Genomic DNA, 15695 nt, shown 5'->3' with positions numbered 1-15695 from the left:
GCACGCTTCGCTTTGCCCACCCTACGAGATCACGCGCCTTGGATTGCTAGATCACATCCGCCAGCGAATGGCCGTTCAGCTCGATGCTGAGCCCCTGCATGCCCATGTCGTTGATCTCGCCGCCCATGGCTTTCAGGCTTTCCTCGCGGATCAGCGACATCAGCCCGCGGCGCAGCGCCAAAAACTCCGACGACATCATCATCGATTGCTGCCGCGGCCGCTCCAGGGGAATTGGGATCTCGGCTTTGATTGAGCCCGGACGTGCGGTCATGCAGTAGACGCGGTCGGAGAGAAAGATGGCCTCGTCGATATCGTGGGTGACGAACAGCACCGAGATTTTCAGCCGTTGCCACATGTTGGTGAGGATCTGCTGCATGATGACCCGGGTCTGCGCGTCGAGGGCGCCGAAGGGTTCGTCCAGCAGCAACACCTTTGGGCCGGTCGCGAGTGCGCGCACGATGCCGACGCGCTGCTTCATGCCGCCCGAGAGCTTTTCCGGATAATGCTTCTCGAAGGCTTCGAGGCCCGCCAGCCCGAGCAGGGTGCGCGCGGCGCGTTCGCGCTGCGAACGCGGCATGCCGCGCATCTTCAGGCCGAACTCGACATTCTCCCGCACCGTCTTCCAGGGAAACAGCGAATATTGTTGAAACACCATGCCGCGCTCGGCACTGGGGCCATTCACGCGCTCGCCATCGACGGTGACGATGCCGGTGGTGGGCTTAAGGAAGCCAGCGACCGCATTGAGCAGCGTCGACTTTCCGCAGCCGGAGGGGCCGACGATCGAGACGAACTCGCCCGGATTCACATGGATCTGCGTGTCCGTGACGGCCTGAACCGGCGCCTCGATGCTGTCATAGCTGAGGGAGAAGTTTCTGACCTCGATATGGCCTTTTGGTTCGCTCACGAGAATCTCGCTCATCTCGTTGACCTCCACGGCATGACCAGGTGTCCCGCGCCTCTGATGAGCAGGCTCGATCCCAGCCCGAGCACGCCGATCGCGATCATGCCGAGCGCGATATCGGGATACTGGACCAGCGAATAGGCCTCCCATGTGAAATAGCCGATGCCGTACTGGCCCGAGATCATTTCGGCCGCGATCAGCGATACCCAGGCGACGCCCATGCCGACGGTGAGGCCGGTGAAGATGTGCGGCAGTGATGCGGGAAAATACACCTCGCGGAAGATCGAGCGCTCGCGCGCGCCGAGACATTGCGCCGCGCGCACCAGCACGGGATCGACCAAGGACATCCCGTGCAGCATGTTGACCAGGATCGGGAAGAACGAGCCGAGGAAGGTGATGAAGATGATGCTCTGCTCGTTGGTCGGCCACAGCATGATCGCCATCGGCACCCAGGCGATCGCCGGGATTGGCCGCAGCACCTCCGAAACCGGAAAGATGATCTCATGCACCAGCTTGAAGCGGCCCATGACCAGGCCGAGCGGCACGCCGACGATGGCCGCCAGCGAAAAGCCGATGAAGATGCGCCGGCAGCTCAGCGCTATGTGCAGCAGGAATTTGGGATCGTGGATCGCCTTGGTGAAGCTCGCATAGACCGCGAGCGGCGAGGGCACGTTGGTGAAGCGCACGAAGAACACGACGCGATAGGTCGTTAGCAGATGCCAGACCAGCAGGAATGCAAGCAGCGAGATGATGCCGACCGCAAGGGCACGCAGACGGCCCTGGTTCAGCCGGTACCAGCGCAGCGCCAGTGTACCTAAGAAGGGCGGTGTTGCGGGGGGCGTGACGGCGGGCGCGGGGCCCGCCTCGGCAATGGCTGCTGACATGCTGCTGTCCTCTGGATGTCTGAGGATGGCGGGACTGCTCACGTCTTGCCTCCGTTGACTGCCGCCTTCACTGCGTCATCGAAGCCGAGCACCTTGCCGCTGATCCTGGCGGCATAGGCTTCCGCGTCCTTCTTGAGCAGGAACGGCGCGACTTCGCCGTTGCCGACCGCGAAGAAGGCCTGGTCGGCGAACAGCTTGATGCCGCGGGTGGTATCGAAGACGTAGGCGACGTTGATCTTCCTGCCTTTGACCTTGAAGTCGGCGTAGGCGCCCAGTGTGCAGCTCGCCGACGAGAACGGCAGGATGCCGGCGTCGTCGACCCAGACCTCGCCGGCCTTGCGCGGATCGGAGATCGGCTTCTTGCAGAAGCTGTCCTCGCCTGTGATTTCGTAGTTCTTGGTGCTCGCAAGCTGGGCGTCATAGTCGAGCTTCATCTCGGCATAGGCCTTGCGGATGTAGCTGTCGTCGACCCACTTCTTCGGGTCGAACTCCTTCATGCGGCCGAGATTCTGCAGCACCTTGACGTCGGCGCCGGCCGCATCGATCAGCGCCGGCTTGACCGTCGGGTCGGTGGTCATGTTGCCGCTGGGACCGAGGAAGATGTAGACGACTTCCTTGTTGATGCCGGTCCATTCCTGGATCTTTTCGGCCGCGAGCTTGGGATCGTCGCGCAGCCACTGGTTGGCGGCGATCAGCGCCTTGAAGTAGGCGACGACGACCTCGGGGTATTTCTCCGCGAAGTCGGTGCGGACGACGATGCCGTGAAACGTCGGCAGATTGGTCTCGACGCCGTCAAAGATCTTTCGCGCGAAGCCGCGGAACGGCAGCAGCTCCGCAAAGGGGACGAAGTCGGCATGCGCGTCGATCTTCTTTTCTTGCAGGTTGGTCGAGCCGACCTCCGGGCTTTGACTGACGAGCTGGAAGAAATCGGCTGCGTAGCCACGGTCCTGCATTGCCTTCAGGACCATGCCATGCGCGGCGGAGCCGAAGGGCACGCTGACGATCTTGCCCTTGAGATCGGCGAGATCGTAGTAGGGCGAATCCTTGTGAACGACGATGCCGTTGCCGGAGCCGGACAGGCTGTAAGCGGCGATGCCGATCAGGCGGCTCTTGCTCTCAGGGTTGCTGTCGAAGGTGAAGCCGTTCACTATCAGCGGATAGTCGCCCATCATGCCGATCTGGAGCTTGTTCGCCATCATCGCATTGGTGACGGGTGGGCCGGACGTAAAATTCTGCCATTCCAGCTCGAATTTGATGTTGGCGTATTTGCCTGACGTCGGCAGGTATTTTTCGAGGAGATGCAGTTGGCGGATGACGACGCCCGCGGTCACCGTGTTGGTCGTGGTGTCCTGCGTTCCGATGCCGAGGGTGACGGTTTCCGCCGAAGCCGGCTGCGCGAGGAGTAACGCCAGTGACGTCACCGACATCGCGATCGAGAGCGTGGGAAGATGGCGGACCATTCTCATCCTCATGCGGCTGGATGTGCTGTGGTTGCCATGATTGGGTGAGGGCGTGGACAGGGCAAATCCGGAATGAACGCCGCAGTCGATTAGTTGCCGGGAAAAGCTGATTGCATACTCCTTGGGCAGTCCTGCACTATAAAGCCGCTTGCCTGTGCACCGGCGTTAGTCGGCGCCTTGACCGCGCATCTCCTCCAGCACGTCGGGCCGGCACACCACGATCTGCGAGCGCTTCGTCACCACGATTCCCTTTTCCTGCATGCGTTTCAGGCTGATCGTGACCCATTGCCTGGTGGCGCCCACCATGTGGGCGATGTCGGCATGGGTGAAGGCCGCGGCGATCACCCGGCCGTCGGCATCCTCGATGCCGTAGAGATCGACCAGATGCAGCAAGAGATGCGCAAGGCGCTGCGTGATCGAGCGCGTTCCCAGCATCTGGGCCAGCGCCGAATAGCATTTGCCCTTGAAGGTGAGGCCTTCGATGAGACCAATCGCGAGGTTCGGGATCTCCAAGGCAAGCGACCGCAGCTCCCTTCCCGGCAGGTGCACCACACTGCAATTGCTGGATGCGACACCGGACCATTGATGCACGGTGCCCTCGAACACTTCGGGCCCGCCGACGAAATTGCCGACATGCCAGTAGGCAAGCGTAATCTCGCGCCCGAGCGGAGAGGTATAGAACACGCGGATGCGACCGCTCTCGATCAGCCAGATGCCATCATGCTTGCCGCCCTGGCTAAACAGCGTCTGGCCGCGGTTGAGCACCTTGCGGCGACCCTGTTTCAGCACCAGTTCCCGCTCGCGCTGGCTGAGCTTGTCCTTCAGCGGCGGCGGCCCGCCGATCCATTGCTGGTTCTCGGTGAGCAGCAGCGAGGAACTGCCCGTAGGCCGGACTGTCGGGGGAACAGCCCCGCGAACCGTATTCGCCGCCTGCAACATCGTCTGCCTCCGGAACGTTCAAATCGTTCTAAAGAGGAGCAATGTCCGTGCCAGATGGGCCATTCTCTCCGTCATCGCTCGCGAAGGCGGACGATCCAGCATTCCAGAGACGTCAAAGGGATACGGAGAGGCCGCGGCGTACTGGATTCCTCGCCTTCGCGGGGAATGACACCGGTGTGGGGGAGATCGAGCCCTTAACGCCTCGCCAAATTCAATAAATACCGCTTCGGATAAATCCCCCTGTTATGCCCATCCGAAAAAGAGATGTTCAGCCCATAGCCGAGATCGCCGATCTCAGTGATTGCAATCCCCGGAAACGCTTCAGGGAAGCGGCCGTCGAAGCGGGCGCGGGTGCAGTGGGCGCATTTGCAGGAGAGGCGGAGTTTTTCGGCAGGGACGCTCAGCGCATCGTCCTGCGTGGTGCGGACAAGGAGCGCAGCGAGATCGGCGCTCGCTTCATAGTTGGTCATGGTCGGTGCCACCAGGGTTATGGTCATGACGTATCTCCGGTTCATTTTTACGTCGATGCCGGCGAGCGCGAATAGCAACTAATTGCCGGCGCGGACGTGGCCACGGGCCCTCTCTTCAATCACCGCTCGCGAATTGTGAAACTAATCGACCGGGATCTTGAATTCCGCGTTGCCGGAAACCCGTCTCTCCGAAAGTTTGTGCGCCATCGATTGGCAAGGAGAGAGCATGAGCGCATTTCAGAAGGAAACGGTTCTGTCGGTCAGGCACTGGACCGACTCTCTGTTCAGCTTCACTGCGACCCGCGATCCCGGCTTCCGTTTCCAGAACGGCCAGTTCGCGATGATCGGTCTCGAGGTCGAGGGCAAGCCGTTGATGCGGGCCTACAGCATGGCCAGCGCCAATCACGAGGAAGCGCTCGAATTCTTCTCGATCAAGGTGCAGGACGGCCCGCTGACCTCGCGCCTGCAGAAGATCAGGGAAGGCGACGTCATCCTGGTCGGCCGCAAGGCGACTGGCACGCTGATCACCGGCAACCTCATTCCGGGCAAGCGCCTGTTGCTGCTCTCGACCGGTACCGGCCTCGCGCCGTTCGCAAGCCTGATCAAGGATCCCGACGTCTACGAGAATTACGAGACGATCGTGCTCGCCCATGGCTGCCGCCAGATCTCGGAGCTCGCCTATGGCGAGCACCTCGTCGACGGTCTGCGCGATCACGAATTCTTCGGTCCTTTGATCCGCGACAAGCTGGTCTACTACCCGACCGTGACCCGCGAGCCGTTCAAAAACCGCGGCCGTATCACCGACTTGATCGCCTCGAATCAGCTGTTCGACGACATCGCGCAATCAGGCCTCGATATCGAGACCGACCGCATCATGCTGTGCGGGAGCCCGGCGATGCTGGAGGAACTCCCCGCGATGTTTGCCGCGCGCGGCTTTGTCGAGGGCAATCACAACCGGGCCGGCCATTTCGTGATCGAGAAGGCTTTTGTCGAGCGCTGAGGCGCAAATCGCTGTCCGGCGACAACTAATTGCTATCGCCGGAGAGCCGCCTGAACAAATCTGATGCAAAGGCGCCGGATCGGCGAACCAGGAGCAAGCGATGGCACTAGATCAGATCGTCGACGGACTTTCGGAGGTTTCCTGCGACGTGCTCGTGATCGGCGGCGGCACGGCCGGCCCGATGGCGGCGCTGAAGGCGAAGCTGAAGAACCCGAAGGCCAATGTCGTCCTGCTCGAAAAAGCCAACGTCAAGCGCTCCGGCGCGATCTCGATGGGGATGGACGGGCTGAACAACGCCGTCATCCCCGGCTACGCGACGCCAGAGCAGTACACCAAGGAAATCACCATCGCGAATGATGGCATCGTCGATCAGAAGGCGGTCTATAAATATGCCCAGAACTGCTTTGAGATCATCGAGGAGCTCGACAGCTTCGGCATCCGCTTCCTGAAGAATGAGAACGGCGACTACGCCGTCAAGAAGGTGCACCACATCGGTACCTATGTTCTGCCGATGCCGAACGGCGAGACCGTGAAGAAGGCGCTCTATCGCCAGCTTCGCCGCGCCCGCATCCTGATCTCCAACCGTTACATGGCGACGCGGCTGCTCAAATCGTCCGACGGCCGCATTGCCGGTGCGATCTCCGTCAACACCCGCACAGCCGAGATACTGGTGATCAAGGCCAAGGCTGTGATCCTCTGCATGGGCGCCGCCGGCCGGCTCGGTCTGCCGACCTCGGGCTACATGTTCGGCACCTATGAGAACGCCGCCAATTCCGGCGACGGCTATGCGATGGCCTATCACGCCGGCGCCGCGCTCGCGAACCTCGAATGCTACCAGATCAATCCGCTGATCAAGGACTACAACGGCCCGGCCTGCGCCTATGTCGCCGGTCCCTTCGGCGCCTTCACGGCCAACAACGAGGGCTCGCGCTTCATTGAATGCGACTACTGGTCCGGCCAGATGATGCTGGAGTTCTACAACGAGCTGCTATCAGGCAAGGGCCCGGTGTTCCTCCAGCTCAAGCATCTACACCCCGACACCATCTCGGAAATCGAGTCCACGCTGCACAAGGTGGAGCGGCCGACGCGCGGCCTGTTCCAGCAGGGGCGCGGGGTCGACTACCGCAACGACTCGATCGAGATGCACATTTCGGAGATCGGCTTCTGTTCCGGCCATAGTGCCTCCGGCGTGTTCGTCGACGACAACGCCCGCACCACCGTGCCCGGCCTCTACGCTGCCGGCGACATGGCGAGCGTGCCGCACAATTACATGCTCGGCGCCTTCACCAACGGTTCGGTCGCCGGCATCGATGCGATGGAGTTCGCAGACAATCACGACTTTGCGGAGTTCGATGCGCAGGACGTTGCGAAGGAGCGTGACCGTGTGCTGGCGCCAACCAAGCGCGAGGACGGCATTCCGCCCAACCAGGTCGAGTACAAGACCCGCCGCCTCGTCAACGACTATCTCCAGCCGCCGAAGGTCACGCGCAAATACGAGCTCGGCATGCGCCGTCTCGCCGAGACACGGCAGGACATGCAGGAGCATATGATCGCACGCAACGCGCACGAGCTTCTGCGCGCCCTCGAAGTGCAGTCGATCATGGATTGCGCCGACATGGCGGTGCATGCCTCGCTGTATCGCGAAGAGAGCCGCTGGGGCCTCTATCACTGGCGCACGGATTTCGCGGAGAAGGACAACGAGAACTGGTTCTGCCACACGTTACTGTCCAAGCAGAACGGCAAGATGACCAGCGAGAAGCGCGCGGTCGAACCGTACGTCGTCCCGATCGCCGACGACGAGAAAGATCTCTACGACAAGCAGCGCATTCGCGCCACCGCCTGATCCACCGCACCATAGCAACAGGAGACATAAAATGCCTCTCGCTTCCTATCAGACATCGGTTCCGGTGGTCGTCGACGACGCCAAATGCATTGCCGACAAGGGCTGCACCGTATGCGTCGACGTCTGCCCGCTTGACGTGCTGCGCATCAGCGACATGACCGGCAAGGCCTACATGGCCTATGACGAGTGCTGGTACTGCATGCCTTGCGAGGCGGATTGCCCGACCGGCGCCGTCACCGTCAACATTCCCTATCTCCTGAGGTAGTCATGTCGAGCCCGTTCGAATCCTATGACGATCTCGAGGACGCCGACGAGCGGCTTCAGGCCGCCGATCCCGCCGAGCGCCGCGTCGCCATTATTGCGCTCGGTCATTCCGGCGACCCCGCCGCGGTCGGTCATCTCGCCACTATCGTAACCGATCCCGATGCCGGCGTGCGCCAGCAGATCGCGATGGCACTCGGTGAATTCGACGGGCCGGAGGCCGCGAGCGCGCTGGTGAAGCTGCTGGTCGACCCGGAACGGATCGTCGCAGCGGCCGCGGCCGACAGCATGGCGGAGTTCAAGGATCCGGCTTGTGCTGAAATCATTCTGCCGCTGGTCAAGCATGCCCACGCTTTCGTTCGCATGGGCGCACTCCGTGCTCTGAAGGAATTGCGCTGCAAGGACACGCTGAAGCCGGCGCTGGAAGCGCTGCAGGATTCCGATGCCGCGGTGCGCGTGCAGGCGATCGGCGTGATCGGCTTCCTGAAGCTGGAGGAATCAATCCCCGCGCTGACCGCATTGATCAACGATCCCGATGCGCATGTCCGCCGCGCCGCCGTGAGTGCGTTGGCCTTTTCGCAGATGAAGCCCGCAGCCGAGACGATTACGCGAGCCTTGAAGGACGCCGACTGGATGGTCCGCGAGATGGCGGCGGAAACGCTCGGGCTCAATGTCAACGGTTTGATCGCCGCCGACCAGCTCGTCGGCGCGCTCACTGATGGGTTCTGGCAGGTCAGGCTGAAGGCGATCCGCAGCCTCGGCAAGATGAAGATCGAGCGCGCGGTGCGGCCGATCGGCAATTGCATCAACCATGATCAGGCGAATTTGCGCAAGGAAGCGGCCGCCGCGCTCGGTGAGATCGCCCATCCCGACGGTGAAGCGTTCCTGGCGGTCATCGCCGACGATGCCGATCCCGATGTCCGCAAGAACGCACGCTGGGCGCTGCAGCAGATCGCCGCCCGCAAAGCGCGAGCAGGCACATAAAAGGCGGAGGCAGGGGCATAGCGGCTCATCGCTACCGGTCTGGACTTCCGGAGCCAGACGTTTATTGGTCTTCGCCAATGTGATCGGCTGCCGTTCGAACGCGGCCGATCCGAAAAACAGCGAGGACGCCGGCCATGACGATACTGTCCGTTGAAGACCTTCTCCCCGAGGATGGAACAAAGGGGACGCTGGTCGGTCGCGTCTGGCTGCCGCAGGCGAACGGTCCGGCGGTGGTTGCCGTGCGCAGCGACGGCGTCTTCGACGTCAGCGCGAAGTTCCCTACCGTCAGCGCCCTCTGCGAGGAGGACAATCCGGCCAAGGCGCTTGCCGCGACCAAGGGCGAGCGTATCGGAGATCTCGCGGCCATTGTCGCCAACACGGCGCCTGATGGGCGCGATCCGAAACAGCCCTGGCTGCTCGCGCCAGTCGATCTCCAGACCTTGAAGGCTGCCGGCGTCACCTTCGCCATCTCGATGCTGGAACGCGTGATCGAGGAGCGAGCCAAGGGCAATCCAGCCTCGGCCGAAGCGATCCGGAAAGAAGTGACACGGCTGATCGGCGACGATCTCTCAAGACTCAAGCCCGGCTCGGACCAGGCGATGCATCTGAAGCAGGTGCTGATCGATCAGAACGCCTGGAGCCAGTATCTTGAGGTCGGCATCGGGCCCGATGCCGAAGTCTTCACCAAGGCGCCGACCCTGTCCTCGGTCGGCACCGGCATGGACGCCGGCCTGCATCCGAAGTCGACCTGGAACAACCCCGAACCGGAGCTGGTGCTGTTCGTCTCCAGCCGCGGCAAGATCGTCGGTGGCGCGCTCGGCAATGACGTGAATTTGCGTGACTTCGAGGGCCGCTCGGCGCTGCTGCTGTCGAAGGCCAAGGACAACAACGCCTCGTGCTCGATCGGACCGCTGCTACGCCTGTTCGACGACCTCCTTCACGCTCGACGACGCTCGCAAGCTCAACATCAGCCTGAACGTGAAGGGCGCAGACGGTTTCGTTCTCGATGGCCATTCCTCGATCAGCATGATCAGCCGCGATCCGACCGATCTCGTCGCGCAGACCATCGGCAAGGTGCATCAATATCCCGATGGCTTTGTGCTGTTCCTCGGCACGATGTTCGCGCCGGTCAAGGATCGCGATGCGCCGGGGGAGGGCTTCACCCACAAGCGCGACGACATCGTCACGATATCAGCACCTCAGCTTGGCAAGCTCGTCAACCGCATGCGCACCAGCGACGAATGCGAGCCCTGGACGTTTGGCATCGGCGCACTGATGAAGAACTTGGCGCAGCGGAAGCTGATCTAGCTCTTCGCTTCTCCGCGCGTCGATTCGGTCGCTATCCGGAGGGCGCGCCGTTACCTCCAGCCCAACTCCGTCACCTCGACGTTGCATTAGTTGACTAATATCCCGCAGAACGTGTCGTCTGCACAGCCCATCGGCATTCGCGCCTCAAGGCCCCAATAGTAAAATAATATGACTATACGGACGTAAACTTCCATGAAATAGTGCCTCCCGCCGCCCTCAAAGGCCGGCTTGAGGGTGCCATGCTACCAATCGGCGCCTCGGACAACATTTGGGAGACACGCCTGATGAACTTCAAAGCCCTTTTTGCGGCCAGCGCCACGGCCGCGTTGTTGCTCGCGCTGCCGGCCAATGCGGCCGAGCTCACCATCGGCTTCTCGCAGATCGGATCCGAATCCGGCTGGCGCGCGGCCGAGACGTCGGTCTCCAAGCAGGAGGCCACCAAGCGCAAGGTCAATCTCAAGATCGCCGATGCGCAGCAGAAGCAGGAGAACCAGATCAAGGCGATCCGCTCCTTCATCGCGCAGAATGTCGATGCGATCTTCCTTGCTCCCGTGGTCTCGACCGGCTGGGATTCGGTGCTGAAGGAAGCCAAGGAAGCCAAGATCCCGGTTGTGCTGCTCGACCGCGACATCGATCCGTCCGGCAAGGATCTTTATCTTACCGCCGTCACCTCGGACAGCGTGCATGAAGGCGCGGTGGCCGGCGAATGGCTGGCCAAGACCGTCGGTGAGAAGGCCTGCAACGTCGTCGAATTGCAGGGCACCGTCGGCGCCAGCGTGGCCGCCAACCGCAAGAAGGGCTTTGACACCGCCATCGCCAAGCATGCCAATTTGAAGGTGGTGCGCAGCCAGACCGGTGACTTCACCCGCGCCAAGGGCAAGGAAGTCATGGAGAGCTTCATCAAAGCCGAAGGCGGCGGCAAGACGATCTGCGCGGTCTATGCCCACAACGACGACATGATGGTCGGCGCGATCCAGGCGATGAAAGAAGCCGGCCTCAAGCCGGGCAAGGACATCCTCACCGTTTCGATCGACGCGGTGCCCGATATCTTCAAGGCGATGGTGGCCGGCGAAGCCAACGCCACGGTTGAGCTGACACCGAACATGGCGGGCCCGGCCTTCGATGCCGTCGCGGCGTTCAAGGAGAAGGGCACCGTTCCGCCGAAGTGGATCCAGACCGAATCCAGGCTCCTCACCGCCGCCGACGATCCGCAGAAGGAATACGACAGCAAGAAGGGCCTCGGTTACTGAGGCGGACGCCTTGCCGGATCGCGCTTTGCGGTCCGGCAACCCCCCTTCGCATCCGCCGCACGAACGAATAGGCTAGGCGTCCGCAGCATAAGCGGGCGCCGGTGGGAGTGACGTCGTTATGGAGAACAGCCTTGATCCGGCTCCTTCCTTGTTGGAGGCGCGCGGGATCAGCAAGAGCTTCGGCGCGGTGCACGCGTTGCAGGAGGTCGACTTCACGCTTCGCCCCGGCGAGATCCATGCGCTGCTCGGCGAAAACGGTGCCGGCAAATCCACGCTGATCAAGGTCATCACCGGCGTGTTCCCGCGCGACGCCGGTGTCGTCCGTCTGGGCGGCGAAGAGGTCGCGCCGCGCTCGGCCAAGGCCGCAGTGCAAGCCGGCATTGCCACGGTCTATCAGGAGGTCAACCTGCTGCCGAACCTTTCGGTGGCGCAAAATCTGTTTCTCGACCGCCAGCCGATGCGCTTCGGCATCGTGCGCGAAGGCGAGATGCGTCGCCGCGCCAAAGCACTGCTCACGGAGTTCGGCCTCGACATCGATGTCGCAGCGCCACTCGGGCATTATTCGGTGGCCATACAGCACGTCACCGCGATCGCGCGCGCCGTCGACCTTTCCGCCCGCGTGCTGATCCTGGATGAGCCGACCGCGAGCCTCGACCGCCATGAGGTCGAGATCCTGTTCGGCATCATGCGCCAGTTGGCCAAGCGCGGCATCGGTATCGTCTTCGTCAGCCATTTCCTCGATCAGGTCTACGAGATCTCCGACCGCATCACCGTCTTGCGCAACGGTCGCCTGGTCGGCGAGCGCGAGACTGCTTCGCTGCCGCGGCTCGAACTGATCCGGATGATGCTCGGCCGCGAATTGGCCGAGACCACCAGCGCGCGGGCGGCGGCGAACGACCGTCCGCCGCGTGAGGTCTGCGCGAGTTTCGAGAATTACGGCAAGGCCGGTTATGTCGTCCCGTTCAATCTGGAGCTGCGTCATGGCGAGGTCGTTGGCCTTGCTGGGCTCCTCGGCTCGGGCCGCACCGAGACGGCACGGCTGGTGTTTGGCGCCGAGCGCGCGGATGGCGGGCAGGCGAGGGTGGAGGGCACGTCCGTGCGGCTGCAGTCCCCGCGCGATGGCGTGCGCCACGGCTTTGGCTATTGCCCGGAGGAGCGCAAGACCGACGGCATCGTCGCCGAACTCACCGTGCGCGAGAACATCGTGCTGGCGCTTCAGGCCAAACGTGGGCTGCATCGGCCGCTGTCGCGTCGCGAGCAGGACGAGATCGCGCGCCGTTACGTCAAGATGCTCGACATCCGCCCGCCCGATGCCGAACGGCCCGTCGGGCTGCTCTCCGGCGGCAATCAGCAAAAGGTTCTGCTGGCGCGCTGGCTCGCGACTTCGCCGCGGCTGCTCGTGCTGGATGAACCCACGCGCGGAATCGATGTCGGCGCGCATGCCGAGATCATCCGCCTGATCCGCGAGCTCTGCGACGACGGGCTGGCGCTGCTCGTGATCTCCTCGGAGCTCGACGAGATCGTGACCTATTCCGACCGTGTGGTCGTGCTGCGCGATCGTGCCCATGTCGAGGAGCTCTCGGGCGAGGCCATCGACGTCACCAACATTCTCGCGGCCATTGCCGCCGATGGCGCAGCGATGCAAGAGGCCCGGGCATGACAGCGCTATTGCCGCGCCGCGGCCTTGCCCAGATCCTTGCGCTGATCGTTATCCTCGCGGTCGACCGCGTGGTGTCGCCGCAATTCTTCGACTTGCGTCTCCAGGACGGCCGTCTGTTCGGCAGCATCATCGACGTGCTCAACCGCGGCACGCCGGTGGCGCTGCTCTCGCTCGGCATGGTGCTGGTGATCGCGACGCGCGGCATCGATCTCTCCGTCGGCGCAGTCATGGCGATCTGCGGCGCGATCGCAGCGAGCCTCGCCGACAGTCACGGCCTGCCGGTGGTGCTGGCGGCGGCGCTCGGCGCGGGGCTCGTCTGCGGATTGTGGAACGGCTTTCTCGTCGCCGTGCTCGGCATGCAGCCGATCGTGGCGACGCTGATCCTGATGGTCGCAGGCCGCGGCATCGCCCAGCTCATCACCGAAGGTCGCATCGTGACCTTCAGCTCGCCGGATCTGGTCTGGCTCGGCAACGGCGCCATTCTCGGCGTGCCGGTGCCGATCGCGATTGCGCTCGGGATGCTGATCCTGACCGGCGCGGTGGTGCGGGGTTCGGCGCTCGGACTCCTGATCGAAGCGACGGGCGGCAATGCGCGGGCGAGTGAGCTTGCCGGCGTCGGCACCCGCGCAATGATTTTGGCGGTCTATGTCTGGTGCGGCGTCTGCGCCGCGCTCGCCGGTGTGATCGCCGCAGCCGACATCATGGGCGCAGATGCCAACAATGCCGGCCTCTGGCTCGAGCTCGACGCCATCCTCGCGGTGGTGATCGGCGGCACCTCGCTGTTCGGCGGCCGCTTCAGCCTCGTGCTCGCGGTATTGGGCGCGCTGATCATCCAGACCATGAACACCGGCATTTTGTTGTCAGGCTATCCGCCGGAGTTCAACCTGCTGGTCAAGGCCATGGTGGTGCTCGCGGTGCTGCTGCTGCAATCGCCAAAACTGTCCGGCTTTGCCGGCATCACCGCGCGGCTGCGGAGGACGAAACCATGAAAGGCCTGCCGCCCGTCCTGATCACGGCCATCGTCCTCGTCGCAGGCTTCGCACTCTGCGCGCTGCAGTTTCCCAACATCGCCTCAAGCCGCGTGGTCGGCAATCTCCTCACCGACAATGCCTTTCTTGGCATCGTCGCAACTGGCATGACCTTCGTCATCATCTCCGGCGGCATCGATCTGTCGGTCGGCTCGGTGATCGGCTTCACCACCGTTTTCGTGGCGCTCGCGATCGAGCGCTGGGGCGTGCCGCCGCTGATCGCTTTCCTCGCTATTCTCGCGCTCTCTGCGGCTTTTGGCGCCGCGATGGGCGCGGTCATCCACGTCTTCGACCTGCCGCCCTTCATCGTCACGCTCGCGGGGATGTTCCTGGCGCGCGGCGCGAGCTTCCTGCTCTCGACGGAATCGGTGCCGATTACCGCGCCGGTCTATTCGACCGTGTCGGACTTCGCGCTGCGCATGCCCGGGGGCGGGCGATTGACCGCGATCGCTATCATCATGCTCGCCATCGTGATCGGCGGCGTTCTGCTGCTGCGTCTCACCCGGTTCGGTGCCAATGTCTATGCACTCGGCGGGGGCCGGGCCACCGCAAGCCTGATGGGCGTCGCGGTCGGTAAGATGACGGTGAAGATCTACATGCTGTCGAGCCTGCTCGCGGGCATCGCCGGCATAGTGTTCTCCTTCTACACCAGCGCCGGCTATTCCCTCTCCGCCGTCGGCGTCGAGCTCGATAGCATCGCGGCCGTGGTCATCGGTGGCACGCTGCTCACGGGCGGGCAGGGCTCGGTGATCGGCACTTTTCTCGGCGTGCTGATCCAGGGCATGATCCAGACCTACATCAATTTCGACGGGACGTTGTCGAGCTGGTGGACCAAGATCGCGACCGGCGTCTTGCTGTTCGCCTTCATCGCCCTGCAACAGGGGCTGGTCGCACTGGCGCGACGGCCGGTGGTGAAACGCGCGGGAGCCCTCTCATGACCTCGCGCATCGTCGTCATCCCGACACGGCGGGCTCATTCCAACCACGCGGAGGTAGCTCGCTCGATCGGCGTCGACATCATTGCTGGCCGCTATGCGGAAGGGGCGCGGCTTCCGGGCGATGCCGAGCTGATTGCGATGTTCGGCGTGTCGCGGCCGGTGCTGCGCGAGAGCGTGAAGACGCTGGTCGCCAAGGGGCTTTTGACAACCAAGGCGCGGGTCGGCACGGTCGTGCGAGAGCGCGCCGCCTGGAACATGTTCGATGCCGACGTGCTGGCCTGGCATCTCGACGCCGGCATCGACAAGCGCTTTCTCGACGACCTCGCCGAGATACGCCTCGCGGTCGAGCCGCGCGCCGCGGCGCTGGCGGCGGCGCAGCGGTCCGAGGCGGATATCGCAGAGCTTCGCCGCAGCATGGAACGGATGCGGCTCGAGGCTTCCGATTCGGTTGGCTTTGCGGACGCCGATCTCGCCTTGCACGTTGCGGTGGCGCGGGCATCGGGTAATCTGTTCATGCGCTCGATCGGGCATGTGATTGAGGCCGCTTTGCGCGCCTCGTTCCTGCTCAGTGCCCCGGTCGAGCCGGAGGACCGCGACACCGTGCTGCTCTGGCATCAGAAGATCGTCGACGCGATCGTGTCCGGCGACGCCAGAATGGCATCGGAAGCGATGGTCTATGTCATTCACAACGGCATGCGCCGCCACGAGGGCACTGTGATCGAAGCGGCCCCCGCCCAGCCGCTGCCGTCTGCGGAAAGTGGAGAATAAGC

14 protein-coding genes and 1 pseudogene are annotated in these 15695 nt (G+C 63.2%); 10 read left to right on the top strand and 5 right to left on the bottom strand.

Annotation, left to right across the window (positions count from 1 at the left end):
• Positions 1-46: 46 nt before the first annotated feature.
• The 5 genes from ACTGJ9_RS31050 to ACTGJ9_RS31030 all read right to left on the bottom strand — a co-directional run bounded on the left by ACTGJ9_RS31050 (position 47) and on the right by ACTGJ9_RS31030 (position 4681).
• Entirely contained in the window at positions 47-919 is an 873-nt protein-coding gene (locus ACTGJ9_RS31050; protein ID WP_456674156.1) for an ABC transporter ATP-binding protein, read from the bottom strand.
• Entirely contained in the window at positions 916-1827 is a 912-nt protein-coding gene (locus tag ACTGJ9_RS31045) for an ABC transporter permease (RefSeq protein WP_456674155.1), read from the bottom strand. Before ACTGJ9_RS31045 ends, ACTGJ9_RS31050 begins: the two co-directional genes overlap by 4 nt.
• A complete protein-coding gene (locus tag ACTGJ9_RS31040; protein WP_456674154.1) occupies positions 1824-3245 on the bottom strand; it encodes an ABC transporter substrate-binding protein in 1422 nt (473 codons plus the stop codon). Before ACTGJ9_RS31040 ends, ACTGJ9_RS31045 begins: the two co-directional genes overlap by 4 nt.
• A 165-nt stretch (positions 3246-3410) precedes the next feature.
• Positions 3411-4184 carry a Crp/Fnr family transcriptional regulator gene (locus tag ACTGJ9_RS31035; RefSeq protein WP_456674153.1) on the bottom strand — a complete coding sequence of 258 codons (774 nt, stop codon included), beginning with the start codon at positions 4182-4184 and terminating at the stop codon, positions 3411-3413.
• Positions 4185-4378: 194 nt separating this feature from the next.
• Positions 4379-4681, bottom strand: a complete 303-nt coding sequence (locus tag ACTGJ9_RS31030; protein ID WP_456674152.1) for a gamma-butyrobetaine hydroxylase-like domain-containing protein — start codon at positions 4679-4681, stop codon at positions 4379-4381.
• Between the two features lie 199 nt (positions 4682-4880).
• On the opposite strand from ACTGJ9_RS31030, the gene ACTGJ9_RS31025 reads away from it, so the two are divergent.
• The 10 genes and pseudogenes from ACTGJ9_RS31025 (at position 4881) to ACTGJ9_RS30980 (ending at position 15693) form a co-directional block, all read left to right on the top strand.
• The gene (locus ACTGJ9_RS31025; protein ID WP_456674151.1) at positions 4881-5654 is read left to right on the top strand and encodes a ferredoxin--NADP reductase; all 774 of its coding nucleotides are present in this window, start codon (positions 4881-4883) and stop codon (positions 5652-5654) included.
• A 100-nt stretch (positions 5655-5754) separates the two neighbouring features.
• The gene (locus ACTGJ9_RS31020) at positions 5755-7497 is read left to right on the top strand and encodes a fumarate reductase/succinate dehydrogenase flavoprotein subunit (RefSeq protein ID WP_456674150.1); all 1743 of its coding nucleotides are present in this window, start codon (positions 5755-5757) and stop codon (positions 7495-7497) included.
• A gap of 31 nt (positions 7498-7528) precedes the next feature.
• Positions 7529-7762: a 4Fe-4S dicluster domain-containing protein gene (locus ACTGJ9_RS31015; protein WP_008141081.1), complete on the top strand. Its 234-nt coding sequence runs from the start codon at positions 7529-7531 to the stop codon at positions 7760-7762.
• A 2-nt stretch (positions 7763-7764) separates the two neighbouring features.
• Positions 7765-8742 (top strand): HEAT repeat domain-containing protein, encoded by a 978-nt coding sequence (locus ACTGJ9_RS31010; protein ID WP_456674149.1) that lies wholly within the window; start codon positions 7765-7767, stop codon positions 8740-8742.
• 134 nt (positions 8743-8876) lie between these two features.
• Positions 8877-10050 (top strand): annotated as a pseudogene (locus tag ACTGJ9_RS31005) (fumarylacetoacetate hydrolase family protein).
• Positions 10051-10334: 284 nt separating this feature from the next.
• Positions 10335-11300 (top strand): galactofuranose ABC transporter, galactofuranose-binding protein YtfQ, encoded by a 966-nt coding sequence (ytfQ, locus tag ACTGJ9_RS31000; RefSeq protein WP_456674148.1) that lies wholly within the window; start codon positions 10335-10337, stop codon positions 11298-11300.
• A 118-nt stretch (positions 11301-11418) separates the two neighbouring features.
• Positions 11419-12960 (top strand): sugar ABC transporter ATP-binding protein, encoded by a 1542-nt coding sequence (locus ACTGJ9_RS30995; RefSeq protein ID WP_456674147.1) that lies wholly within the window; start codon positions 11419-11421, stop codon positions 12958-12960.
• Positions 12957-13949: an ABC transporter permease gene (locus ACTGJ9_RS30990; protein WP_456674146.1), complete on the top strand. Its 993-nt coding sequence runs from the start codon at positions 12957-12959 to the stop codon at positions 13947-13949. The genes ACTGJ9_RS30995 and ACTGJ9_RS30990 overlap by 4 nt, the downstream gene beginning before the upstream one ends.
• Positions 13946-14926 carry a galactofuranose ABC transporter, permease protein YjfF gene (gene yjfF, locus ACTGJ9_RS30985; protein WP_456674145.1) on the top strand — a complete coding sequence of 327 codons (981 nt, stop codon included), beginning with the start codon at positions 13946-13948 and terminating at the stop codon, positions 14924-14926. Before ACTGJ9_RS30990 ends, yjfF begins: the two co-directional genes overlap by 4 nt.
• The gene (locus tag ACTGJ9_RS30980) at positions 14923-15693 is read left to right on the top strand and encodes a FadR/GntR family transcriptional regulator (protein WP_456674144.1); all 771 of its coding nucleotides are present in this window, start codon (positions 14923-14925) and stop codon (positions 15691-15693) included. Before yjfF ends, ACTGJ9_RS30980 begins: the two co-directional genes overlap by 4 nt.
• Positions 15694-15695: the final 2 nt, after the last annotated feature.

Source organism: Bradyrhizobium sp. RDM12 (genome assembly GCF_051917485.1).
In the GTDB taxonomy this organism is placed as follows: domain Bacteria; phylum Pseudomonadota; class Alphaproteobacteria; order Rhizobiales; family Xanthobacteraceae; genus Bradyrhizobium.
This window is presented reverse-complemented; position numbering and strand designations above follow the sequence as displayed.

What these genes read in the sequence shown, in the direction of transcription:
- ACTGJ9_RS31050 (WP_456674156.1), bottom strand. Translation starts at nt 919, where the DNA reads ATGAGCGAGATTCTCGTGAGCGAACCAAAAGGCCATATCGAGGTCAGA.
- ACTGJ9_RS31040 (WP_456674154.1), bottom strand. Translation starts at nt 3,245, where the DNA reads ATGGTCCGCCATCTTCCCACGCTCTCGATCGCGATGTCGGTGACGTCA.
- ACTGJ9_RS31035 (WP_456674153.1), bottom strand. Translation starts at nt 4,184, where the DNA reads ATGTTGCAGGCGGCGAATACGGTTCGCGGGGCTGTTCCCCCGACAGTC.
- ACTGJ9_RS31030 (WP_456674152.1), bottom strand. Translation starts at nt 4,681, where the DNA reads ATGACCATAACCCTGGTGGCACCGACCATGACCAACTATGAAGCGAGC.
- ACTGJ9_RS31025 (WP_456674151.1), top strand. Translation starts at nt 4,881, where the DNA reads ATGAGCGCATTTCAGAAGGAAACGGTTCTGTCGGTCAGGCACTGGACC.
- ACTGJ9_RS31020 (WP_456674150.1), top strand. Translation starts at nt 5,755, where the DNA reads ATGGCACTAGATCAGATCGTCGACGGACTTTCGGAGGTTTCCTGCGAC.
- ACTGJ9_RS31015 (WP_008141081.1), top strand. Translation starts at nt 7,529, where the DNA reads ATGCCTCTCGCTTCCTATCAGACATCGGTTCCGGTGGTCGTCGACGAC.
- ACTGJ9_RS31010 (WP_456674149.1), top strand. Translation starts at nt 7,765, where the DNA reads ATGTCGAGCCCGTTCGAATCCTATGACGATCTCGAGGACGCCGACGAG.
- ytfQ (WP_456674148.1), top strand. Translation starts at nt 10,335, where the DNA reads ATGAACTTCAAAGCCCTTTTTGCGGCCAGCGCCACGGCCGCGTTGTTG.
- ACTGJ9_RS30995 (WP_456674147.1), top strand. Translation starts at nt 11,419, where the DNA reads ATGGAGAACAGCCTTGATCCGGCTCCTTCCTTGTTGGAGGCGCGCGGG.
- ACTGJ9_RS30990 (WP_456674146.1), top strand. Translation starts at nt 12,957, where the DNA reads ATGACAGCGCTATTGCCGCGCCGCGGCCTTGCCCAGATCCTTGCGCTG.
- yjfF (WP_456674145.1), top strand. Translation starts at nt 13,946, where the DNA reads ATGAAAGGCCTGCCGCCCGTCCTGATCACGGCCATCGTCCTCGTCGCA.
- ACTGJ9_RS30980 (WP_456674144.1), top strand. Translation starts at nt 14,923, where the DNA reads ATGACCTCGCGCATCGTCGTCATCCCGACACGGCGGGCTCATTCCAAC.